The organism is Paraburkholderia sp. CHISQ3 (assembly GCF_030464945.1).
Classification (GTDB): domain Bacteria; phylum Pseudomonadota; class Gammaproteobacteria; order Burkholderiales; family Burkholderiaceae; genus Paraburkholderia; species Paraburkholderia megapolitana.
In genome coordinates this window covers 319,931-341,963 of the sequence record NZ_JALPRG010000008.1, presented here as the reverse complement: position 1 = coordinate 341,963, position 22,033 = coordinate 319,931, and the positions used below count along the sequence as shown (strand labels likewise).

General features: G+C 65.6%; 23 protein-coding genes. 6 read left to right on the top strand and 17 right to left on the bottom strand.

What is annotated here, in order from left to right; all coding sequences use genetic code 11:
- Nucleotides 1-55 precede the first annotated feature (55 nt).
- A complete protein-coding gene (locus M0D65_RS21125; RefSeq protein ID WP_266254403.1) occupies nt 56-385 on the bottom strand; it encodes a DUF2917 domain-containing protein in 330 nt (109 codons plus the stop codon).
- A gap of 113 nt (nt 386-498) precedes the next feature.
- On the opposite strand from M0D65_RS21125, the gene M0D65_RS21120 reads away from it, so the two are divergent.
- Nucleotides 499-1,494 carry a transcriptional regulator GcvA gene (locus M0D65_RS21120; protein ID WP_096721389.1) on the top strand — a complete coding sequence of 332 codons (996 nt, stop codon included), beginning with the start codon at nt 499-501 and terminating at the stop codon, nt 1,492-1,494.
- Between the two features lie 13 nt (nt 1,495-1,507).
- Here M0D65_RS21120 and M0D65_RS21115 read toward each other — a convergent pair whose 3' ends face one another.
- The 9 genes from M0D65_RS21115 to M0D65_RS21075 all read right to left on the bottom strand — a co-directional run bounded on the left by M0D65_RS21115 (nt 1,508) and on the right by M0D65_RS21075 (nt 9,399).
- On the bottom strand, nt 1,508-1,780 hold the full coding sequence (locus M0D65_RS21115; protein ID WP_091009406.1) for a DUF493 family protein: 273 nt from the start codon (nt 1,778-1,780) through the stop codon (nt 1,508-1,510).
- 73 nt (nt 1,781-1,853) lie between these two features.
- Entirely contained in the window at nt 1,854-3,074 is a 1,221-nt protein-coding gene (locus M0D65_RS21110) for a D-alanyl-D-alanine carboxypeptidase family protein (protein ID WP_266254402.1), read from the bottom strand.
- Between the two features lie 324 nt (nt 3,075-3,398).
- Nucleotides 3,399-4,043 (bottom strand): alpha/beta hydrolase, encoded by a 645-nt coding sequence (locus tag M0D65_RS21105; protein WP_266254401.1) that lies wholly within the window; start codon nt 4,041-4,043, stop codon nt 3,399-3,401.
- An 8-nt stretch (nt 4,044-4,051) separates the two neighbouring features.
- Nucleotides 4,052-4,375 (bottom strand): ferredoxin, encoded by a 324-nt coding sequence (locus M0D65_RS21100; RefSeq protein ID WP_091009393.1) that lies wholly within the window; start codon nt 4,373-4,375, stop codon nt 4,052-4,054.
- A gap of 178 nt (nt 4,376-4,553) precedes the next feature.
- The gene (locus M0D65_RS21095; protein WP_266254400.1) at nt 4,554-5,711 is read right to left on the bottom strand and encodes a VanZ family protein; all 1,158 of its coding nucleotides are present in this window, start codon (nt 5,709-5,711) and stop codon (nt 4,554-4,556) included.
- A 59-nt stretch (nt 5,712-5,770) separates the two neighbouring features.
- Nucleotides 5,771-6,397 (bottom strand): ABC-type transport auxiliary lipoprotein family protein, encoded by a 627-nt coding sequence (locus M0D65_RS21090; protein WP_266254399.1) that lies wholly within the window; start codon nt 6,395-6,397, stop codon nt 5,771-5,773.
- 17 nt (nt 6,398-6,414) lie between these two features.
- Complete coding sequence (locus M0D65_RS21085; protein ID WP_266254398.1) at nt 6,415-7,374, bottom strand: MlaD family protein; 960 nt, start codon at nt 7,372-7,374, stop codon at nt 6,415-6,417.
- 16 nt (nt 7,375-7,390) lie between these two features.
- Nucleotides 7,391-8,269 carry an ABC transporter ATP-binding protein gene (locus M0D65_RS21080; RefSeq protein ID WP_266254397.1) on the bottom strand — a complete coding sequence of 293 codons (879 nt, stop codon included), beginning with the start codon at nt 8,267-8,269 and terminating at the stop codon, nt 7,391-7,393.
- Nucleotides 8,266-9,399, bottom strand: a complete 1,134-nt coding sequence (locus tag M0D65_RS21075) for an ABC transporter permease (protein WP_091009379.1) — start codon at nt 9,397-9,399, stop codon at nt 8,266-8,268. The genes M0D65_RS21080 and M0D65_RS21075 overlap by 4 nt, the downstream gene beginning before the upstream one ends.
- A gap of 140 nt (nt 9,400-9,539) precedes the next feature.
- Here M0D65_RS21075 and M0D65_RS21070 point away from each other — a divergent pair, with 140 nt between their 5' ends.
- The 3 genes from M0D65_RS21070 to M0D65_RS21060 are packed head-to-tail and all read left to right on the top strand — an operon-like array spanning nt 9,540 to nt 11,576.
- On the top strand, nt 9,540-10,451 hold the full coding sequence (locus M0D65_RS21070) for a biotin--[acetyl-CoA-carboxylase] ligase (protein ID WP_266254396.1): 912 nt from the start codon (nt 9,540-9,542) through the stop codon (nt 10,449-10,451).
- Nucleotides 10,448-11,284, top strand: a complete 837-nt coding sequence (locus M0D65_RS21065) for a type III pantothenate kinase (RefSeq protein ID WP_266254395.1) — start codon at nt 10,448-10,450, stop codon at nt 11,282-11,284. Before M0D65_RS21070 ends, M0D65_RS21065 begins: the two co-directional genes overlap by 4 nt.
- A gap of 52 nt (nt 11,285-11,336) precedes the next feature.
- Nucleotides 11,337-11,576, top strand: coding sequence for a hypothetical protein (locus M0D65_RS21060; RefSeq protein WP_266254394.1), 240 nt, complete (start codon nt 11,337-11,339; stop codon nt 11,574-11,576).
- A 95-nt stretch (nt 11,577-11,671) separates the two neighbouring features.
- Here the strand turns inward: M0D65_RS21060 and rfaE2 are convergent, their stop codons facing one another.
- The 7 genes from rfaE2 to M0D65_RS21025 all read right to left on the bottom strand — a co-directional run bounded on the left by rfaE2 (nt 11,672) and on the right by M0D65_RS21025 (nt 19,200).
- Nucleotides 11,672-12,154, bottom strand: a complete 483-nt coding sequence (gene rfaE2, locus M0D65_RS21055) for a D-glycero-beta-D-manno-heptose 1-phosphate adenylyltransferase (protein WP_266254393.1) — start codon at nt 12,152-12,154, stop codon at nt 11,672-11,674.
- Between the two features lie 180 nt (nt 12,155-12,334).
- A complete protein-coding gene (locus tag M0D65_RS21050) occupies nt 12,335-13,210 on the bottom strand; it encodes a ferritin (protein ID WP_091009363.1) in 876 nt (291 codons plus the stop codon).
- Between the two features lie 422 nt (nt 13,211-13,632).
- On the bottom strand, nt 13,633-14,805 hold the full coding sequence (locus M0D65_RS21045) for a patatin-like phospholipase family protein (RefSeq protein WP_091009360.1): 1,173 nt from the start codon (nt 14,803-14,805) through the stop codon (nt 13,633-13,635).
- Between the two features lie 35 nt (nt 14,806-14,840).
- Nucleotides 14,841-15,569: a PhaM family polyhydroxyalkanoate granule multifunctional regulatory protein gene (locus tag M0D65_RS21040; protein WP_266254392.1), complete on the bottom strand. Its 729-nt coding sequence runs from the start codon at nt 15,567-15,569 to the stop codon at nt 14,841-14,843.
- A gap of 140 nt (nt 15,570-15,709) precedes the next feature.
- Complete coding sequence (locus tag M0D65_RS21035; protein ID WP_266254391.1) at nt 15,710-16,582, bottom strand: enoyl-CoA hydratase/isomerase family protein; 873 nt, start codon at nt 16,580-16,582, stop codon at nt 15,710-15,712.
- 74 nt (nt 16,583-16,656) lie between these two features.
- Nucleotides 16,657-17,865, bottom strand: a complete 1,209-nt coding sequence (locus tag M0D65_RS21030) for an ABC transporter substrate-binding protein (protein ID WP_266254439.1) — start codon at nt 17,863-17,865, stop codon at nt 16,657-16,659.
- A gap of 342 nt (nt 17,866-18,207) precedes the next feature.
- The gene (locus tag M0D65_RS21025) at nt 18,208-19,200 is read right to left on the bottom strand and encodes a fumarylacetoacetate hydrolase family protein (protein ID WP_091009351.1); all 993 of its coding nucleotides are present in this window, start codon (nt 19,198-19,200) and stop codon (nt 18,208-18,210) included.
- A 194-nt stretch (nt 19,201-19,394) separates the two neighbouring features.
- Here M0D65_RS21025 and M0D65_RS21020 point away from each other — a divergent pair, with 194 nt between their 5' ends.
- Together M0D65_RS21020 and M0D65_RS21015 are read left to right on the top strand one after the other, a co-directional pair.
- The gene (locus M0D65_RS21020) at nt 19,395-20,246 is read left to right on the top strand and encodes an IclR family transcriptional regulator (protein WP_266254438.1); all 852 of its coding nucleotides are present in this window, start codon (nt 19,395-19,397) and stop codon (nt 20,244-20,246) included.
- A 252-nt stretch (nt 20,247-20,498) separates the two neighbouring features.
- Nucleotides 20,499-21,884 (top strand): DUF3108 domain-containing protein, encoded by a 1,386-nt coding sequence (locus tag M0D65_RS21015; protein WP_266254390.1) that lies wholly within the window; start codon nt 20,499-20,501, stop codon nt 21,882-21,884.
- The last annotated feature ends 149 nt before the right edge of the window (nt 21,885-22,033 follow it).

Sequence of the window (22,033 nt, the reverse complement as noted above, 5' to 3'; positions counted from 1 at the left end):
GGCACGCCATATCGCTACGGAACGTCCGGGCCGGTTCAAGCTGGTTCAGACCGGCTCAAACCGTGCGCCAGCCGTCCCGCTGCAGATGCATCGTCAGTCGCTCGACGATCCGCCCCAGCCAGCCGCGTACGCGCTGGTCGCAGCGACCGGGTACCGAAAAGGCGACGTTCGCAGCCAGGTCGCTCTCGGCGCTGAGCCACAGCCGCTCGCCGCTGCGCAGCCGCAACGTATGGCCCGGCTGGAGCCAGTAGTCCCGGGTGTCGTCGCTGCGCGTCACCCAGACAGGGCCGCCGCTCACCGCCAGCCGCGTGCTGCGCGTGACCCGCATCGGTACGGTTTCGCCGGACTTGATTTCGAACACGATACTAGAGGAAATTTCTCGCATGACAGACTCCGCAAAGGCTCGTTGACTGACTACAATCCTAGGCGTAACAAGGGATTGCGCATAACGATCAATTCTCACGGCTATGTGAGCCAGATTGCGATGGACCGACCACCATGGACCTACGACAGCTCCCCGCGCTGAACGCCATCAAGGCATTCGAGGCCGCCGCCCGGCACGAGAGCTTCTCGCGCGCCGCCGACGAGCTCTTCGTCACCCACGGCGCCGTCAGCCATCAGATCCGCGCGCTCGAAGCGGAGCTCGGCATTGCGCTGTTCTCCCGCGACGGCAAGCGCGTCCAGCTCACCGACGTCGGCCGGCGCTACGCAACCCAGGTGCGCGCCGCGCTGACGGCCCTTGTCGACGCGACGCAGGCCATCCGCGGCGGCGACCGCGAGCGGCGGCTGGTGGTGTCGATGCTGACGTCGTTTGCCGCGCGCTGGGTAACGCCGCGCCTCGGCAGCTTTATCGAAGCCAATCCGCAGTGGGACCTGGAGTTGCTGTCCACCAACGCGCTCGCCGATTTCACGCGCGACGACATCGACGTGGCAATCCGCTTCGGCTACGGCAAATATCCGGGGTTACACGCTGAATTGCTGCTGGAGGAGGTGTTCTTTCCCGCGTGCTCGCCGACCTTCAACGGCGGCAAGCTGCCGAAAGTCCCGACCGATCTCGCGAAATTTCCGCTGCTGCGCTCAGACGACGAGCTGTGGCGCCCGTGGTTCGACGCGGCGGGTTTGAACGACTGGCCGGAGCCCAAGCGCGGGGTGCTGTATGAGGATTCGTCGAACCTGCTGCAGGCTGCGATCGAAGGTCAGGGCATTGCGCTCACGCGGCGCTCGCTGGCTATGCCCGAGGTTGCCGCCGGCCGGCTGGTGCGGCTCTTCGACATCGACGGGCCGAGCCCGTGGCAATACTATTTCCTCTGCCAGCCGCAGATGCTGCAGACAGCACGCGTGATGGCGTTCCGCAACTGGGTATTCGAGGAAGTCAGACGGTTCCGGCAACTCTTCGAGCGCGCCTGTCAGGAAGGTCCGCAGAAAGCGGTGAAGGGCGGAAAGACCGGCAAAGCGGAAAAAGCCGCCCGGCCGTCGCTGCAGGTCGAGCCCTGAACGGCTGTCCCGCTCAGAGCACGACCTTGACCATCGGGTGTCCGGTCAGCGCGCGGTAAATGTCATCGAGCTGTTCGCGATTGACCGCCCGCACCGTCACTGTCAAACCGGTGTAGTTACCGCCGCTCGACGGCCGCACTTCGATGCGCTCAGCGTCGACACTGTTATCGAACTGACGGATCACCGTAACGATCGTCTCGGCGAATTCGGGATGCGACTTGCCCATCACCTTGATCGGGAAATCGCACGGATACTCAATAAGTGATTCTTCGTTCACAGGGCTCATCCTTGACTCCTTGAAACACCGCGCACGGCGTAACCCGACGACGCGCGCGGCGCAACCCGGGATGCCTCGGGTCTTACTTCTTCTTGTTGAACATCAGCATCAGCGAATCCCACACGCGGCCTGCCACACCGGCCTGCGGCACCGCTTCGAGCGCGACGACCGGGAACTGCGCGAGCGTCTTGCCGTTGGCGACGAGCTGCACGTTGCCGACCTGCTGGCCGTCCGTGAGCGGCGCGATCAGCGGCGAATTCAGCGTGACCTGCGGCTTCGCCTTGTCGGCGGCGCCCTTCGGCAGCGTGAGGAACTGGTCGCTCTTCACACCGACCTTCACCATGTCCTGCGCACCCTTGTAGATACGCGCCGTTTCGATCGTCTGACCGGCCTTGTACAACCGCACCGTGTCGTACGCGCTATAGCCGTAGTTCAGCATCTTCAGGCTGTCCTGCACGCGGTCGTGTTCCTTCACCTCGCCCATCATCACGGTCACGAGGCGGCGCGATGCATCAGGCGTGCCCGGCAGCGAACGCTTCGCGGTCGCGATCAGGCAGTAGCCGGCGGCTTGCGTGTGACCGGTCTTCAGGCCGTCGACAGTCGGATCGATCCACAGCAGACGGTTGCGGTTCGGCTGCTTGATCTTGTTATAGGTGAATTCCTTCACCGAGAAGATGCTGTAGTAGTCGGGGAAATCGCGAATGAGGCGCGTGGATAGCAGCGCGAGATCGCCGGCTGTCGTGTAGTGCTGCGCGTCGGGCATGCCGTTCACATCCGCGAAATGCGTATGCGCCATACCGAGGCGCTGCGCCTCCGTGTTCATCATGTTGACGAACTGCGATTCGCTGCCGCCGACCAGTTCGGCCAGCGCGATCGCCGCGTCGTTACCCGACTGGATGATCATCCCGTAGACGAGATCGTGCACCGTGACCGGCTTGTTCGCTTCGATGAACATCCGCGATTCGTCGTTGCGCACGCGGCGCACCGCTTCGCTCGGCATCACCGTCTGATCCATCGAAATCTTCTTCGTCTGCAGTGCTTCGAAGACGAGGTAGGCCGTCATCAGCTTGGTCAGCGACGCGGGTTCGACGCGCTCGTCGGGGTTGCCCGATGCCAGCACCTGGTTGCTGGTGGCATCGACGAGTACCCACGAACGCGCGTTCACCGCCGGCGGCGGCACCTGCGCGAAGGCCGTGCTCGCGACCAGCGTAGCGGGCAGCAGCACGCCGAGCGAGACGGCACGGCTGAGGGAAGACGGAACGAGGGAGGACAGTGACGAAGAGCCGGGAGTGGAAAAACGCATAGGATCGATTCGGGCAGGGTGAGCTTCGTGCACACAAGGGCACACGCGCAGTGCATGGTTGGGTAGAGCCGGTCGGCAAGCGCAGCGCCGCAAAAACTGTGCGGCGCCCATTGGACTTGCGGCCACGCGATCGGTTCGCGCAGATGCCGGGCATCCGGCGCTGCACGTGCTCAATCGGGCCCGCACTACCGGATGGGCGGCGCTGCGCCCAAAAAAGAGCGCCCATTATACGCGCCGCGGTATCGACCGATTCGGGTCGATTGGGGAAAACCGCGAGAAAACAGCGTACATCACGCTAAAAACGGCTTCATCCCATCAGTGCAATCAGTGCCACGCGTCGACGATGATGCGCTTCAGAATATGCAGCTTGCGATGCAGAAAATGCTCGGCACCCGGAATCACGACGACCGGCAGTTCCTGCGGCCGCGCCCAGTCGTACACCGATTGAATCGGCACCGTATCGTCGGTTTCGCCGTGAATCACGAGCGTATTTTCCGGCACCGGCGCGACTTCCCAGCGGCTCGCCGCGGTGCCGACAAACACCACTCTTTCGATCTCCTTGCCGGCCTCGCGCAGTTGCTGCACGACATGCGACAGCACGAACGTGCCGAATGAAAAACCCGCAAGCACGAGCGGCAGATCGGCGTAACCCGGTTGCGCACGCATGTGATCGAGTACCGCGAGCAGGTCGTCGCGCTCGCCGTGACCGTTGTCGTGCTCGCCTTGCGTTTGCCCGACACCGCGAAAATTCGAGCGGTACGTGACGTAGTTAAGCTGCACCAGCGTACGTGCGAGCGTCTGCGCGACCTTGTTGTCCATCGTGCCGCCGAAGAGCGGATGCGGATGCGCCACCAGCGCGATGCCGCGCGGTGCGGCGCCGGATTCGCGCACGGCGTCGGGCAGATCGAGCGCGACCTCGATCTTGCCGACCGGACCGTCGATCAGGAAATTCTGCGTGTGAACGTTCATCGTGTGGCTTACCGGTCGATCAACAGCCGTTCGACGATCTTGCCGTTCGCGAGATGCGAATCGACGATCTCGTCGATGTCGGCCTCGTCGACGTAGGTGTACCAGATGCCTTCCGGATACACGACGATAGTCGGACCTTCCTCGCAGCGGTCGAGGCAGCCGGACTTGTTGATCCGCACCTGCCCCGGACCCGCGAGGCCCAGTTGCTTGACGCGTTTTTTCGCGTACTCCTGCATCGCCTGCGAGTTGCAGTTCGCGCAGCTCGGGCGTTCTGCGCCGGGGTCGCGCTGATTCAGACAGAAGAAGACGTGGTGCTTGAAGAACGAGTCCATGATGGGCCGGAAGGTACGCGCAAATGTGGGGACCGCTGCGGCGCGACGATGCGATACGTTGTACGCGCGCTGCGCACGGCTTGTTGTGCGGTCGATTATAACGAGCGCGGTGGACGCTCGCAGCCGGGAGGTGCCGATCGCCCCCGGCGAGGCGAGGTGAAGCGAGCGCCAGACAGATTCAGCGGCCGGCACGCCGCCGCGTGAGCCACGCCCGTTCCGCCGAAAACGCGAGCCACACGAGCATCGCATACGGCCACGTCCACGCGAGCCAGCGTGCGAGTCCATTGAAGTGCAGATAGCGGCCCTGGCGCCAGTCGGCAAGTACGACATCGAAGTACGGATTCACCGGCAGGAGATTCACGCACACGAGCGCGAGGACCAGCGCGCCTGCGGCGAGCGTCGCCCGCAACGTAGGCGGCAGAACGAGCGCCAGCAGCGCCGCCACGGTACCGGCCACCAGCCCGGCCAGCGCGCCGGGCGTTGCCCAGTCGAAGGCGAGACCGGACTGCGATTGCAGGAACGTCGCGCCGGCCTTCACGAACAGCGTCAGCGCGATCAGGCCGAGCATCAGGCGCACGCGCGGTGCGCGCGGCCGGATCGGCAGCGATGCGAGCGCTGCGGCCGCAAACAGGTTCAACGCGGTGACGACGGCTTCCCACACGTCGTCCGGCATCCACGTGGCGAGTAATCCTGGCCACCCCGCGACGTGCCACGAAGCGGGCGTCCACGCGAGCAGCGCGTCCTGCATCGTCGCATCGAAGTTCAGCCACAGCACGCGCGGCCAGTCGCCAATGCCGAACAGAAGCGGCGCGGGAAACATCGTGGCGAACGGCCATAACCCGGTAAGCGCGACCAGCGCCGCCGCATCGCGCTCGAGCCACAGAAAGCGCAACCGGCGCAATGCGCCGCGATCGAGCAGCGCGCCGGTCGCGGGCGCCATCAGCGCGGCACCGAGCAACGCGCCAAGCGCATTCGCCGTGAGATCGAGGTTCGATGCAACGCGCGTCGGCAGATAGGTCTGCACCGCCTCCATCACACTCGATAGCAGCGCACCCAGCGCAAACCCGAGTGCGATGGCCGATGCGCCACGCCGGCGCGGATAGATCGCGAGTACGACGAGCGCACCGAACGGCATGTAGCCGAGCACGTTCGTCACGACATCGAAGGCGGTCAGATAGCGGGGAAGCGGATCGTTCAGATAGTCGAACGGGCCGAGGCCGAGCGAGCGCCAGCCGGAAAACGGATACCACGACCCGTAGACGATCAGCGCCGCATACAGCCCCAGCGCCTGCCGCGCGAGCGCAGACGGGCGGCGCTGCCACGGCTTGTCGCTCATGCTGCGCTCCAGTGTCCGCGCGGCGCGCCGCTCACGACGCGCCGCTCATCGCCGCTCGCTCATTGCGCGGCCACCAGCGGCTGCACGCCGAGCCATGCGGCAATCTGCGCGATCAGATCGTTGCTCGCCGCGGCTAGCGCGGCGGCGCCGCCTGCGGCATCCGGAGAACTAGCGGGCGCGCGTGCTACGAACGTGTGCTGCCCGATCACCTTGCCGTTCTGGATCAGCGTTGCGCGTGCCGTGACCCCACCGTGACTTTGCGCCTGTCCGTCGAAGACCTGCTCGAACTCCTCGAGATCGATCTTCAGCACCGGCGCGCGCACCCCGTCCGCGCCGGTCAGCACGGTGCCGCGCGACGACAGCGCAGCGCGTAGACGCTGGGTCAGCAGCTGCGCGGGCGCCATCGTCCAGTGGCTGTTCGAGTACGACGAGAGCCGCTGCGCGTCGGCATAGCCGAGGCGATAGACGAGGTGGTCGGAGTCGAGTGTCTGCGGCGCGGTGACCTCGAGCACCTTGATGGCGGGCAGCGTGCCACCGGTGATTGACGGCGTGGCCGGGCCGAGGTCGTAGCGGAAATCGGCGACTGCCGCCGGCGTGCTGCAGCCCGCGAGCAGACTCACGGCGAGCAGCACGGACAACACAGCACCGACGCCGGCGGAAAAGGAGCGGTCAAGCAAGCGTGACATGGCAGAGTCCTTTGAAATCATTGCGCCGCCGCGGGCACGCGCGATGCCGGCCAGCTAAAGCCTGGCTCGCCGGGGCCCGGTGCAGACGGCGCCGTGCCGAACAGCACACTGCGCGGGTTGTTGCTGAACGCATCGGCGGCACGATCCACCGAGCGCGCCGCCGACCGCACATCCTGCGACAGCGAATTCACGCGCGGCAGCGTCTCGTAGCTGACCCGCGCGGACAGATCCTGCAGCGTGCTATCCATCGACGACAGCGCGATACCCGCCTGCTGCGCCGCCGTGCCGACCTTGTTGAGCGGGCCGTCCGAGCGGTTCAGGCTCGTGATCAACTGATTGGTCGAAGCGAGCGTGCTGTCCAGTTGCGTCAGCGTGCCGGGCAGCTTGCTGACCGTCGGGCCCATCTGCTGGCTCAGCGTCGTCACGCCGTCGGCGGCGTGCTGCAGGCTCGCGGCCGTGGCGAGCAACTGGTTGCGCATGTCGTCGGAGAGCATTGCGTCGACGTCGCCGGCAACCTTTTCGAGCTCCCGCAGCAGCACATCGCCGCGCTCCTGCAACTGGTCGAGCAGGCCCGGATGCATCGGCAACTGCGCCACGTCCTTCAGTGTGGAAGGCAACGGCGCGGGATCGTGGCCCGTATCGTCGAGCTGGATGAACGCAATACCCGTCACACCCTGAAAGCCGAGGCTGCCGAACGTCGAGCGCGTAATCGGCGCATTCTTGTCGACCACGATGCGGATCACGATCTGCCCCGGATGCGAGCGATCGAACTTGATGGTCTGCACCTTGCCGACGTCGAGCCCGCGATACCGCACGGCGGCATCGGTATAGAGCCCGGTCACATTGGTCCGCGCGATCAGGTCGTACGGAATGCGCACCGACCGGTCGACGTTGAACAGAAACGCCGCCACGGCGATCGCGACCAGCAGCGCGACGGTGAAGAGCCCGGCCCAGAAGGCGTGCGATTTGTTTTCCATGGTCAGGTTCCCTGGTTCACAGCGGTAGCTCGGACGACGCCGGCTCGAGCGCAGCCGGCGGCAGCTTCGCACGGCGCTCGGGCGGCAATGCCTGCAGCGCGCGGCGGCCGCGCAGGCCGAGGAAATATTCGCGGATGAACGGATGATCGACGTTCGCGGCTTCTTCGACGGGCGCGGCGACGAGCACCTTGCGATCCGCGAGCACCGCCACGCGGGTCGACAACGCGACCATCGTATCGAGATCGTGCGTCACCATCACGACCGTAAGACCGAGCGCGCGATGCAACGTGCTGATCAGTTCGACGAATTCGTCGGAGGCACGCGGATCGAGCCCGGCGGTCGGCTCGTCGAGAAACAGCAACTCGGGTTCGAGCGCGATGGCGCGCGCAATGCCGACGCGCTTGATCATGCCGCCCGACAGCGCGGCCGGCATCTTCGATGCGTGCTTGCATGGCAGACCGACCATCTCGAGCTTGAGCATCACGATGTCGCGCAGCAGGTCGTCGGGAATCTTGCCGAGTTCGCGCAGCGGTTGCGCGATGTTGTCGAACACCGACAGCGACGAGAATAGCGCGCCCTGCTGGAACAGCATGCCGGAGCGGCTGCGCATCAGGTGAGCGGTTTCCGGGTCGATCGTCGAGGTGTCTTCGCCAAACACCAGGATGGTCCCCGACGAAGGCCGCTCGAGCCCGAGGATCTGCCGCACGAGCGTGGTCTTGCCCGAGCCCGAGCCACCGACAATCGACACGATTTCGCCGCGCTTCACGTCGAAGTTCAGATGCTGGTGGACGATGTTGCGGCCGTAGCGCTTGGTGAGGTCGCGCACTTCGATCACCGGTTCGGCGATCGAGGGCAGCGGCTGGCCGCGCACGGCGGAAGTGAGCGGCGCGATCATCCGAGCCCCACGTTCTGGAACAGGATCGCGAACACCGCATCCGCGAGAATCACGACCGTGATCGACGACACGACCGAAGTCGTCGTCCCCTCGCCGAGACTCTGCGAGTTCGCCTTGATGCGAAAGCCGAAGTGACAACCGACAATCGCGATCAACATGCCGAACACGACGCCCTTGCCGAGGCCGATCCACAGGTTCGCAACCGGCACGACGCCCGGTAGCGCGCGCACGAAATACGACATGTCGATGCCAAGCACGATTTTCGCAGCGAGCGCGCCGCCGGTGAGCGCGATGATGTTGGTCCACATCACGAGCAGCGGCATCGCGACAGCGAGCGCGACGACGCGCGGCAGGATCAGCCGCAGACCGTGCGGGATGCCCATCACGCGCATCGCGTCGAGCTCTTCGGTGACGCGCATCACGCCGATCTGCGCGGTGATCGCCGAGCCCGAGCGCCCGGCGACGAGAATCGCCGACAGCACCGGCCCGAGTTCGCGGATCACCGATAGCCCGAGAATATTCACGATGTACTGGTTCGCGCCGAACAGCCGCAACTGCTGCGCGGACAGATAGCTCAGCACGATGCCGATCAGGAACGCGACGAGCGCGGTGATCGGCAGCGCCTTCGTGCCGGCGCCATAGACGTTCGCGGAAATTTCGGTCCACGGCGTGATCTTCGGATTGCGCGCAATGGCCAGCAGGTCGAGTACGACACGACCGAACATCGCGATGCCGCCCGACAGATGCTCGAAGAACGAGAAGAGCGACAGGCCGAGGCGCGTGAACGGATCGATGCGCGGCACGGCCTCGACCGGTTCGCGGCCGGCGTCGAGTAGCGCGATGCGCTCGAAGATATCGCGCTGCGTGTCGTTCAGTTCGGCGAGTTCCGGCGGCAGCCGGTGGCCCCAGATGCGCCACAGTGCCTGGCCGCCGACGTGATCGAGCCGCTCGACGCGCGACAGGTCCCATTGCACGACCCGCTCCGCGCTACCCGCCAGCGCGCGCAGACGCGGCACCACGTGGCTGCGCGAGCGCGCCAGCGCGAGCGCCGTCCACTGGCCGGAGAGCCGGACCACCTTGCCCTGGTTGCCCGCGGTGATGTCGAGGCCGGGGGGAGTGTCGAAGTTCAAGGGTGCGTGGAAGAAAGTGGTTATGGGGTCGAGGTAGCGGCCCGGGTGTCCGCGCCCGGGTTAGCGGCCATTGTAACGAACGCAGCGCGTCGAAAGCGTGGCCGCGCCCGCGGTTGGTCCCTATGGCTACAATACGGGCCATGAACGCTCCCACAAAACCCTCCAGCGGCGCTCCGGCAGACGACTGGCGTATCGACCGGGCCCGCGCCGTCGCGCTGTTCGGCGCGCATGCGCAAGATTGGCCGATCGAGATCGTCGAAGAAACCGGTTCGACCAACGCCGACCTGATGGCCACCGTCAAGGCGCTGCCGCGCAAGGCCGGCGCGCTCGTCCGGCCGATCGTGCGGGTCGCCTATCTGCAGACCGCCGGTCGTGGCCGGCGCGGTCGCACCTGGTATGCGGAACCGGGCAATGCGCTGCTGTTTTCTGTCGCCTGCGTGCTGCCGCGGCCGCTCGAAGGGCTCGCGGGTCTGAGCCTCGCGGTCGGCGTCGCGCTGGTCGACGGGTTGCGCTCGCTGCCGCTCGGTCCGGCGGCTGGCCAGATCGCCCTGAAGTGGCCGAACGACGTGCTGTTCGAAGGCGACAAGCTGGCCGGCATCCTGATCGAAACCGCCTGGAGCACCGACGATGCCAGCGCGGTCGTGATCGGCATCGGTACCAATGTGAAGGGCGCGGACGCGCTTGCCGCGAAGGTGGGTGCGCTCAATGCTGGCGTGCCGGCGCAGGTGCGTGGCGCGGCGCCGACAGCGCTGTCGCGCGCGTTGCCGACGGCGAATCTCACCGATACGCTCGCCGCCGAACTGAATGCACTCGAACCCGCGCTGCAGCGCTTCGCGACCGACGGCTTCGCGCCGTTCCGCCAGCGCTGGAACGGCTGCCACGCGTACGCGGGCCGCGAAGTCGTGTTGATCGAACAGGGCAAGGAAATTGCGCGCGGCGTGGCGGCGGGTGTCGACGAAAGCGGCCAGTTGCTGCTCGACACCGCGAGCGGCCGCGAAACGATCGCTACCGGCGATGTGTCGCTGCGGCTCGCCAGCGACGGTGCCGCATGAGCGACGCGCTATTTTTGCTGATCGATGCTGGGAATAGCCGGGTGAAGTGGGCGCTGGTGCGGGCCGACGGCACGCAAGTACAGAGCGGCACGTTCGAACATCGCAAGGCGCAGGCCGAGATCGACGAAACCGCGGATGGCCCCGACTGGTCGCAGTTGCCGGTACCGCGCGGCGCGTGGCTGTCGAATGTCGCGGGCGCCGCGGTCGGGCAACGTATCGACGCATTGCTCGATGCGCACTGGCCCGCTCTGCCGCGCACGGCGATCCGCGCAGTCGCCCGGCAATGCGGTGTGACCAATGGCTATACGACGCCGTCCGCGCTTGGCAGCGACCGCTGGGCCGGCTTGATCGGCGCGCACGCGGCGTTTCCCGGCGAACATCTGTTGATCGCGACGTTCGGCACCGCAACGACACTCGAAGCACTGCTCGCGGATGGGAGCTTCGTCGGCGGCTTGATTGCGCCCGGCTGGTCGCTGATGATGCGCTCGCTCGGCGAGCACACCGCGCAGTTGCCGACGCTCGACATCCCGTCCGCGCAAGGTTTGCTCAAGGGTGAGAACGGCTCCGGCCCGTCGTTTGCGAGCGATACGCTGCGTTCGTTGTCGGCCGGTTGCGTGCTCGCGCAGGCGGGGCTGATCGAGCGGGCGTGGCGCGACTTGCAGGCCGCGTGGCAGGTGCCAGTGCGGCTCGTGGTGGGCGGCGGCGCGGCGATCGAAGTGACAGGCGCGCTGCAGGTGCCGCATACTCGCCATGACACGCTCGTGCTGTCCGGCCTCGCGTTGATCGCCGCCGACGATGCCGCGCGGACCGTATCATCCGCACCATCCCCCTGACCCGCACGCGCCCGATGAACGCAGCCTCATCCTCTCGACGGAGACTTCGACCATGCTGCGCTGGCTGATCGCCATCCTGCTTCTTGCCAATGTGCTCGCGTTCGTTGCGATGCGAGGCGTCTTCGGTCCGTTGCCGGCTGCCGGCATACGCGAACCGAATCATCTGAACCGGCAGATTCACGCCGACTGGCTCAAGGTCCGCGCGTTGTCGGCCGCGGATGCGGCGGACCAGGCGGTAGTGGGCGGGCCGGCTCCCGCTCCGGCGATCGCGGCGTCGGCGCTCGCGCAATAAGCTGGGCTACTGCGGCGTTACTTTCGCACCGGGCGCACTGCATCCGCGCTACCGCCGCACCACCGGCGCGCGATTCCCCAGACGAAACGAGCGCGTCAGCCCTGAGCGCGAACTTTCTTCAGCAACGACGTGGTCGAGCGATCGTGCTCGAACGGAATGGCAAGCGCGCTGCCACCCCACCCGCGCACCAGCGCCGATTCAGGCAGCGTGTCCATGTCATAGTCGCCGCCCTTCACGAGCACATCCGGACGCAGCGCTTCGATCAATGCGACCGGCGTCTGTTCTTCGAAACACACCACCCAGTCGACGCTTTCCAGCGCCGCGAGCAGCGCCATACGGTCGGCTTGCGCGTTGATCGGCCGGTCGTCGCCCTTGCCGAGCATGCGCACCGACGCATCGCTATTCACACCGACGATCAGACATGCACCGAGCGCCTTCGCATCGGCGAGATACGTGACGTGCCCGCGATGCAGGATGTCGAACACGCCGTTCGTGAACACCACCGGGCCGGTTAGCGACGGGCGCAGTTGCGCGAGCGCGTCGCGGGTCGTGAGCTTGCGTTCAAAAATGGCAGGCATGGGAATCGGGCTAATGAAGGTGAATGAGGGGTAAATATCGGACGAATGAGGAAATCGGGAAATCACGAAGCGGGGACGACGGCAGAAAGAAAAACGGCCCGCCAGGTTTGCGCCTGTCGGGCCGTTTCGTGTCCGTTGCCGGTTCGGGCTTCTGATTCTTGCTACCGGCTACCGGCGCAATCAGGCCGGTTGTTGCTGCACCGAACCTTGCTCGACCTGCAGACGGCCGACCACTTCCTTGCGGTAGCGATTCAGTTCCTGCGCGGTGTTGAAGGTGCGTTCGAACAAGATAGACAGGTTGTGCAGGATGCGCTCGACGACCTTCTTTTCCCAGCCGTCGTCGAAGCGGATCTGCTCGTCGAGCCAGCGTTCGAGCCATTCCGGATCGGGCAGGCGCGACTGGATCGTGTCGCGCGGGAACAGCGCCTGGTTCACGTGCAGGTTGGTCGGATGCAGCGGCTTTTCAGTGCGGCGGGCCGACGCCATCAGCACGCCGATCTTCGCGAATGCCGCACGCGCGACGTCGCCGAAGTTCGTCAGTGCCTTCTTCATGTAGCGCAGGTAGGCACCGCCGTGGCGCGCTTCATCGCGCGAGATGGTTTCGTAGATGTGCTTGATGACCGGCTCGGTATGCCATTCGGCGGCCCGGCGATACCAGTGGTTCAAACGGATCTCGCCGCAAAAGTGCAGCATCAGCGTTTCGAGCGGGGGCGCCGGATCGAACGTGAAGCGCACCGCATGCAGTTCTTCCTCGGTCGGCACGAGTTCCGGCTTGAAGCGCCGCAGGTATTCCATCAGCACCAGCGAATGCTTCTGCTCTTCGAAGAACCACACGCTCATGAAGGCGGAGAAGTCGCTGTCGTGGTGGTTGTCGCGCAGGAACATTTCCGTCGCGGGCAACGCCGACCATTCGGTGATCGCGTTCATCTTGATCGTCGCCGCCTGCTCGTCGGTGAGCAGCGAAGCATCGAACGAGTCCCATGGAATGTCCTTCTCCATGTCCCATCGAACGGACTCGAGCGATCTGTAAAGTTCCGGATAAAGCATGGTGTTCATATTCCCACCCCTGTTTCTGCGCGTTACGACGACTGTTGAATCTGGTTACTGTTTCGGCTGACGCACGAAAACCGCTTGTTCACGTGCTCAATGTTCGATTTTACGCGGCAATCGGACGCTCAGATGCACGCGTGTCGCAAAGAAACGTCTGGAAACGATTATGCGTTTGCGAAAAAAGCCGGTTTTTGCGCGGGGCGGCGACCGCCACGCGGTCAGCCGTGGGTGGAGAACTACCTTGCCTGGGCCGACAAACGGGCGATTCGTGGGTTGTTTTCTGTGCGCCCGAACATTCTGAAAGCTCATTGCATGATAGCACGCGAACTTGACAAAACCTGGTTGCGTCCGGGACGGTCCGGCTCACCGCCGGATGCAGGATGGAAAAGCCGTCTGCCGCGTCGATCCGGGGCGACATCCCGATTGTGTCAGCGGCCAGCGTGCCCGCTTGTGCCCGCCTGTTCGATCCATGCAGCCACTTCATCGCGCCGGGCAAGCGCGTCGCGCCGGCCGAGTTCGATCAGCTCGCTCGTGAATTCGCTTTCGAACAGCAGATAACTGGCAAACGACGCGCCCGATGCCCGGTTGCCGCCGACCGCGCCGAGCAGCCCGCGCACCGTCAACGGCAAGCGCTTTAGATGGCGTGCCGCGATCAGCTCGATACGTTCGCTCGGCGCGATCGCGAGCACGTCTACGTGGCGCCAGCCGCTTTCGGGCTCGACGGCATGCGGCAGTTGCAAGACCATCCGGTTGACGTGCTCGATCCGTTCGATGTCCGCGCCGATCGCATCGAGAAACACGCTCGCGAGCACCTGCTGGCCGATCTGCGCCAGCGACGGATAGTTGTCCTGCTGCTCGATCGCCGGCACTTCGGGGCGCGGCGTGGCCGCACCGATCACGACGATGCGGTCGGCGCCGAAGTGAATCGCGGGGCTGAGCGGCGCGATCTGGCGCACCGAGCCGTCGCCGAAATATTCATGGCGACCGTCGATTTCGAGTGACACAGCCGGAAACACATACGGAATCGCGGACGAAGCGAGCAGATGCGCAGGCGTCAGTTCGACCATCCGCGCGGTGCGTTGTGCGCGCCGCCATGCGTGGATCGGCTCGCTGGCCTGATAGAACGTGAGGTGTCGCCCCGACGAATAGCTGAGCGCCGTCACCGACAGCGCATGCAGCGCACGCGATTCGAGCATCTGGTCGATGCGGTGAAAGTTGAGCGTTTCATGCAGCAGCTTCGCGAGCGGTGCATTGTCGAACAGCGCACGCGGCGAGCGGCGCGCAGCCCAACCGAGCGTCATTGCCGCGAGCCAGCGCGCCCCGGCTCCGACCACACCGGGCCAGTCGGTGCGATACACATGATTCGCGCGCATGCCCGACCACACGTCGACGAGCCGTTCTGCGCCGCGCGCGAAATCGTCGGCGTGGCTCGCAATCGAAGTCGCATTGATCGCCCCCGCCGATGTGCCGCACACCACGGTGAACGGCGACGCGCGCTGCGCGGGCGCGACCTCGCGGGCAATGCTCGCGAGCGTCTGCAATGCGCCGGCCTGATAGGCCGCGCGCGCCCCGCCGCCCATCAGAACCAGTGCGAGTCGCATGAGGTACGCATCGGGTTGTCGGTGATGGTGGTGTTTTACTCGGGCTGCGGCGGGGTTTTCTTCGCGCGCGAGGGGCTCGACGCCCGCTTCGCCGCCGGTTTGCGCTTCGCGGCCGGCTGCTTCGCTCCGGCTGCCTTAGGCGCGGCCGTGCCAGCTGGCGCATCGGGCGTCGCGCCAGGTTGCGTCATCGCGAACTGCGCAAGCTGATTGAACTGCGATTGCAGCAGGTTCCACCAGCCCGACGTATCGAACGCGGGCGCGCCGGCTTCTGTGCCAACGGTCGATGCCGAGGCTGCTTCCTCTGGCGCCGGGGCCGCTTTCGCAGCGGGCTCAGCCGGTTTGCTGCCAGACGCCGCAGCTGCTGCCGCCGCCGAGAACGCAAACGGCGACGCCGCCGACGACGACGTCTCCTTCGGTCCCAGCGGCGCCTGCGCAAACGCGCCGAACGCGCGCAGCGTTGCGAGCGTCGCGCGCTGCACTTCGAGCGCCTGGATCGCCGATTGCAACATGTTCAGGTTCAGCTTCAACCATTGCTCGACGGCGCGCATGTCGGTGATGCGTTTGTCGAGTTCCTCGACGTTGGTCAGCGGCGCCATCATGTCGGACATCATCGACAGCGACGGTCCGAAGCCTTGCGCCGCGCCGGGCTGGCCGCCCGCAAACGGCGTGAGACGCATCATCTCCCACATCCGGTCGAGCATGCCGGCAGGGGGGAAACCTGGGAAGCCAGGGAAAGGCGGCGCGGTGCCGGATTTATCGGTCATATAACTTTCTCCTCACACCGGAAACGATTGAAGCGCGGCGGCCCGTTCACGGACAGGATGCGCTTCGTCCGATCATACCGCGCGGGCCGTGCTGCGCGCCGCGCTCCGCAACACGGCCGCGACACACAGGCGAAACCGCATCAGAACGGCTCGCTGCCCGGAAAATCGGCGGGGCGACGCTCGCGCAGCGAACTCACGCCCTCGCGCACGTCCGGCCCCGCGAAGCCCATGAATTCAAGTGCCAGCGAGGTATCGAAGGTCGGCCCTGCCAGCCGCAGCCAGTTGTTCAGCGCGTACTTGGTCCAGCGGATCGCCGTCTGCGAGCCATACGCGAGTTTTTCGGCGATCTCGAACGCGGTGGACAGCAACGCACTTTCATCGACGGCGCGCGACACGAGGCCGATGCGCTCCGCTTCTTCGCCGCTGACCGGCTCGCACAGCAGCAGGTAGTACTTGGCCTTCGCCATCCCGCACAGCAACGGCCAGACAATCGCCGCATGGTCGCCCGCCGCGACGCCGAGGCGCGTATGACCATCGATGATGCTCGCCGTGTTCGCCGCGATCGAAATATCGGCGAGCAGCCCCGCGACGAGACCCGCGCCGACCGCCGGCCCATGCATCGCCGAGACGATCGGCTTGCTGCAGTTGATCACGTTGTAGACGAGATCGCGGGCCTCGCGCCAGACGCGCGTGCGGACATCGAAGTCGGTCGCCATCTGCTCGACGAGGTCCAGATCGCCGCCAGCCGAAAAGCCCTTGCCTTCGCCGCGAATCACCGCGACGCGGGTCTCGTTGTCGCGATCGATGTCGCGCCAGATGTCGGCGAGTTCGCGATGCATGCGCTCGTCGGCGGTGGCGAGACCACTGCGATTCGCGCCCGCACCGTTCATCACGATTTCGAGGATGCCGTGCGGATGGCGGCGCAGTTGCAGCGACTCGTAGTGCGCGTAGAAGGCGGGGTTGCGGTCGGGCGCATCGGGCGATGCCGCTGGCTCCGGTGGTTGATTCGACATGGCGGTTTTCCGTGATCGAGGGTTGCGTGCCGGCGGTATCCGGGTCGATGCGGTTGAATGTGGCTTAGTGCAGCTCAATGCGGTTGATACACCCACTTGCCGTCGCGGATCTGCACCATCACCCGTGCGCGCTGATCGAGCCCAAGGTGATCGGTCGTACTCATGTTGACGACGCCGTTGGTATCCGCGAAGCCGCGTGTTGCTTCGAGTGCGTCGCGCAGTGCGTGACGGAATTCGGGTGTGCCGGGCGCCGCGCTCTTCAACGCGATCGGCACGGCGTTCGAGAGCAGCATGCTGGCATCCCACGCATACGAGCCGAACGCCGATACGCTGCCGCGCCCGTGCAGCGCTTCGAAGCGGCCGATGTAGTCTAGCGCGAGACGCTTCGCCGGGTGATCGACGGAGAGTTGCGCGGCGACCAGCACCGGGCTTGCGGGCAGGAACGTGCCGTTGCAGTCGCTGCCGCACACGCGCAGGAAGTCGTTATTGCCGACCCCGTGATTGTGATAGATCTCGCCCTTGTAGCCGCGCGCGATCAGCGTCCGCGGCGGCAGTGCGGCCGGCGTCCCGGCAGCGCCGACCACGACTGCATCGGGATTCGCGGCCATGATCTTGAGTATCTGGCCGGTCACGCTCGGATCGGTGCGGTTAAAGCGTTCGCTCGCCACCACGCGGATGTGATGCAGATCCGCGAACTTCGCGACCTCGGTATAGAAGGTTTCGCCGAGCGCATCGGCCTGGCCGATGTACGCGATCGTCTTCACACCGTGATCGCTGGCATGTTCGGCAATCGCGGAGGCCATCATCGCGTCGGTCTGCGGTGTCTTGAACATCCAGTGGCGTTTTGCATCGACGGGTTCGATGATCTTCGCGGACGATGCCAGCGAAATAGCCGGCGTCTCGCCTTCCGCGACGACGTCGATCATCGCGAGCGAGTTCGGTGTGATCGACGAACCGATGATCGCATCGACATGATTCTCGGAGATCAGCTTCTTGGTGTCCTGTACGGCCTGCGTCGTGTCCGATGCATCGTCGAGCACGATGTATTCGACCTTCTGGCCGGCCAGTTCTTTAGGAAATAGCGCGACGGTGTCGCGTGCAGGAATGCCAAGCGATGCGGCCGGTCCGGTCAGCGACAGCACGAGTCCGATTTTTACCTGGGCGAGTGCGAGTGCGGGCAAGCCGACTGTGAGTAGCGGCACGCAGCGCAACCAGCGGCGTAACGGCGTGCTCGCTCCGGCTCCGGTTGATAGCGATATGCCCCGGGCACGCCGGGTCGTCATGTCGAACGGGCGCAAGCGCAGCATGGAAGTCTCCTGATGGTTCTTGTTGTTGGCGATGTTGTTCTCTATGCCGGCCGTCTGTTGCGTACTGTCGTTGTCGTACGGCGTGAGGTCGTGCGACACGGTGCGCGTCCGGCGCGTGCGTCAGCCAGTGTAGCGGCGCACCGGCAGCCCGGCATCGGGCGAAACCCTTTCGGATCGGCGCGGCAGGCCGCGCAGCCGGGCGCGGTATTTCGGGCAGTCAAGCGCGTGCAGTCTGCTGCCTGCCGATGCGGTTAAACGCGCACCGTCCACCGATTCGGAGCATGCAGTCGAACCGTTCAGCACGCGCCATCGTTACGTTCAGCGCGCCCCGTCAGGCGGTGCAATCGCCTGATCGATCGCACCGAAGATCGATTTGCCCGCCTCGTCGAACATCTCGATCTTCACCGTATCGCCGTACTGCATGAACTCGGTCTGCGGTGCGCCATGCTCGATGGTTTCGAGGCAGCGCTTCTCGGCGATGCAGCAGTAGCCGCGCTTCGCATCCTTGTTCGAGACCGTGCCCGAGCCGACGATCGTGCCCGCGCGCAGATTGCGCGTCTTCGCCGCATGCGCGATCAGCTGGCCGAAGTGGAACACCATGTCCGTGCCGGCGTCAGGCTGGCCGACTTTCTTGCCGTTCCAGTGGACGATCATCGGCCGATGCACGCGGCCTGCGCGCCAGTGCTCGCCAAGTTCGTCGGGCGTGACGGCGAGCGGCGCGAACGATGTCGCCGGCTTGCTCTGGAAGAAGCCGAAGCCCTTCGCAAGTTCGGCGGGAATCAGGTTGCGCAGCGAAACGTCGTTCACGAGCGTGACGAGCCGCACGCCTTTCAGCGCCTGCTCGGGGGTTGCGGCCATCGGCACATCGCCGGTGATCACCGCGACTTCCGCTTCGAAGTCGATGCCATAGGCTTCCGAGGCGCAGATCACGTCGTCGCGCGGCCCGATGAAATCGTCGCTGCCGCCCTGGTACATCAGCGGGTCGGTCCAGAACTCGGGCGGCATCTCCGCCCCGCGTGCGCGGCGCACGAGTTCGACGTGATTCACATACGACGAGCCGTCGGCCCACTGGAACGCGCGTGGCAGCGGCGCCATGCAGTTTTCGGCATCGAACGGGAACGTGTTGCGCGCGCGGCCCTGGTTCAGCGCGTCGTACAGATCGAGCAGTTGCGGCGCGTAGAAGGTCCAGTCGTCGAGTGCGCGTTGCAGCGTCGGCACGATCGCGTCGGCAATCGCCGCGGTATGCAGGTCGCGGGATACGACGATCAGTTGACCGTCGCGCGTGCCGTCCTTCAGCGAGGCAAGTTTCATAGGGAAATGAGCGGTATGGATGACGATAGAAGGAATCTATTCTACGATGGTGAATCGGCGCGACCCAAACGCGCGTTTTTCCACCGCTGTATATCACGTGCCTTCGCGGCTCGCGCCTGCTCCCGCTCATGCCGTCATCCACTCGTCCACGCACTGCCCGTCGCAACGCCGCCGATGCTATCGATCCGCCGGCTATGCCCGCGGCCGCCGATGCCCTGGAGCCATTCGAAGCCGACGACGACGCGCCGGACGCCGGCGAAGAGAAACTGCGCTCGGGCATCCAGTCGATCGAAGTGGGTTTCCGGCTACTCGACGTACTGACGCACGAACCGCGCGCGATGATGCTGCGCGACCTCGCGCAACGCGCGGGCATGAGCCCGGCGAAGGCGCATCGCTACCTCGTGAGTTTTCTGCGGCTCGGCGTAGTCGCACAAGACCCGCTGTCGGGACGCTATGAACTCGGCGGTTTCGCGTTGCAACTGGGGCTCGCACGGCTTGCGCGGGTGGATGGCGTGAAGCTCGCGCGTGTCGCGCTCGCCGAACTGCGCGACCGGCTCGACATGACGGTCGGCATCGCCGTATGGGGCAACCAGGGGCCGACGGTCGTGCACTGGATGGAATCGAGCTACCCGGCGAAGGCATCGCTGAAGCTCGGCGACGTGATGCCATTGCTCGGCTCGGCGACCGGCCTGCTGTTCGCCGCCTATCTGCCGCGCAGCAAAACCGCTGCACTGATGGAGCGCGAACTCGCCGGCGCGCAACGGTTCACACAGGCCGACACACCGCGCACGCCGGCAGAAGTAGAGCGCGCGCTCGATGAAGTGCGCGCACATGGCGCGGCCCGTGTCGAGGGCATGCTGCTCGCGACGATCCACGCGTTCTGCATGCCGGTGTTCGATTCGACCGGCGAACTCGCATTGGGGCTGATCGCGCTCGGTCATGAGGGCGCGTTCGACATTCGCTGGGGTGGTGCCATCGATACAGCGCTGCGCGAATGCGCGGACAGACTGTCGTACGAGCTGGGGTATAGTCCGACGCCGCGCTGAGGCGAGTTTCACGGAGCGTGTTGGCCTGTTGCTTCGCGTGGGCCCGGAACGTCGCGGGTAACGGTACAGTCGAACCCCGCAGGCGCGCTGGCTCATCGATTGCGTGTACGGTATCGACCGAAGCCACTCGCCGCCCGATTCCTCACGAGTTATTACCGCCCACCTATCCCGTCCTGCATGTCGTCATCTGCGCTCCGTCGCGGTCCGAACCGCCCGCCTCGTCCGAATCGTCCGCCAACGGCAGCGGCGCGGTTGAGCTCGCGCGCAGGACGCTGGATCGCGGTGTTGATCGCCGTGCTGTGCCTGCACTGGATCGCCGCTGAGTGGATCGAGCGGAATCGGCAAACATTCCAGCCCGCCGACGCCGCACACGCGCCGGTCGAAATTGCGCTGCTACAGCCCGAGCGCATCGAGCAAAAGCCGGCCGCCGAACCGGCTGCTGCCGCACCGAAGCCCGCACCGGTTCAACGCGCCCGTCCCCATGCATCGCAAGAACATGTGCTGACGGCTACGCAACCCGACGCGAAGGCGCCAGCCGCTGCGTCTGCGCCCGCGGTGCCCGAGGCCGCAAGCGCTGCGACTGCAACGGCAGCTTCAGGCGCAAACGGCAATGCGGCCGCCACCGGCGCCTCCGCACCGAGTGCCGCTAGTGCCGCGCAGGCAACGCCCGGCGTGAAGTTCTCGGTACCGCCGTCCAGCGACATGCAGTACGACACGTTTTACAACGGCGTACGCAACCAGCCCGGCACGATCCACTGGACCAGCGATAGCCAGCACTATGAGATCGTCGTCTCGATGCCAGTACCGTTTATCGGCCCGTTCACCTATTCGAGCCACGGCCGGGTCGACGCATTCGGTCTCGCGCCCGATCAGTACATCGAAAAACGCGGCCGGCGCCCCGAAGACGTAACGATCTTCAACCGCACCGACAAGCAGATCGCCTTCACGCGCACACCGACAACGCTCGCGTTGCCCGATGGCGCGCAGGACCGCTTCAGCATGGTGATGCAGCTTGCGAGCCTCGTGCGCGGCGACCCCGATGCGTACAAGCCTGGCGTCACGCGGCAGTTCTACGTCGCGGATAACAACAGTGGCGAGATCTGGCCGATCGAAACGATCGGCGACGAGACAGTGCGCACTGCACAGGGCTTCGTCGGTGCGCGGCACTTCATGCGTCTGTCGCGTCACGCCGGCGATGAGCGGCGCATCGACGTATGGCTCGCGCCGTCGCTAGGCTGGTTGCCCGCGCGACTCGTGCAGACCGAACCGAACGGCACGCAGATCGAGCTTGTCTGGCGCGGCAAGCTTGGTGCGCCCGATGGCGATGCGGCCGGCGGCGCAGCTTCACCGGCGCCTGATGTCGGCGGGGCGAACGGGGCAAACGGGGCAAACGATCTCGCCGCGCCTCAACCCGGCGCCGCTGCCGGGAGTGCTGGTAGCGCTGCCACGCCGGCTTCGTCGTCCATTGTCGCGCCCGCTACATCTCCAGCTGGATTACCCGCTGTCCCGCCTGTTGCTTTCCCCGCCCCTCCGACGACTGCTTCACCGGACGCGTCACCCGCAACGCCACCCGTCGCTTCACCTGCGCCTGCACCGACCCCTAGCGCCCCCTCGGGCAACAGCGCGCCAAGCCCCTGAACCTCACCAGGTCTTACACAGATCCCTGAAACTTCCTCGTGAGACTCCACTCGCATCCACCAGGCGCACGCCCAGCGACGCCGCCATGACGTCTATCGCACGCCGCGCCGCAAGGCACCGCTGGCCCGCTTCGTGCGACGGTATATCTC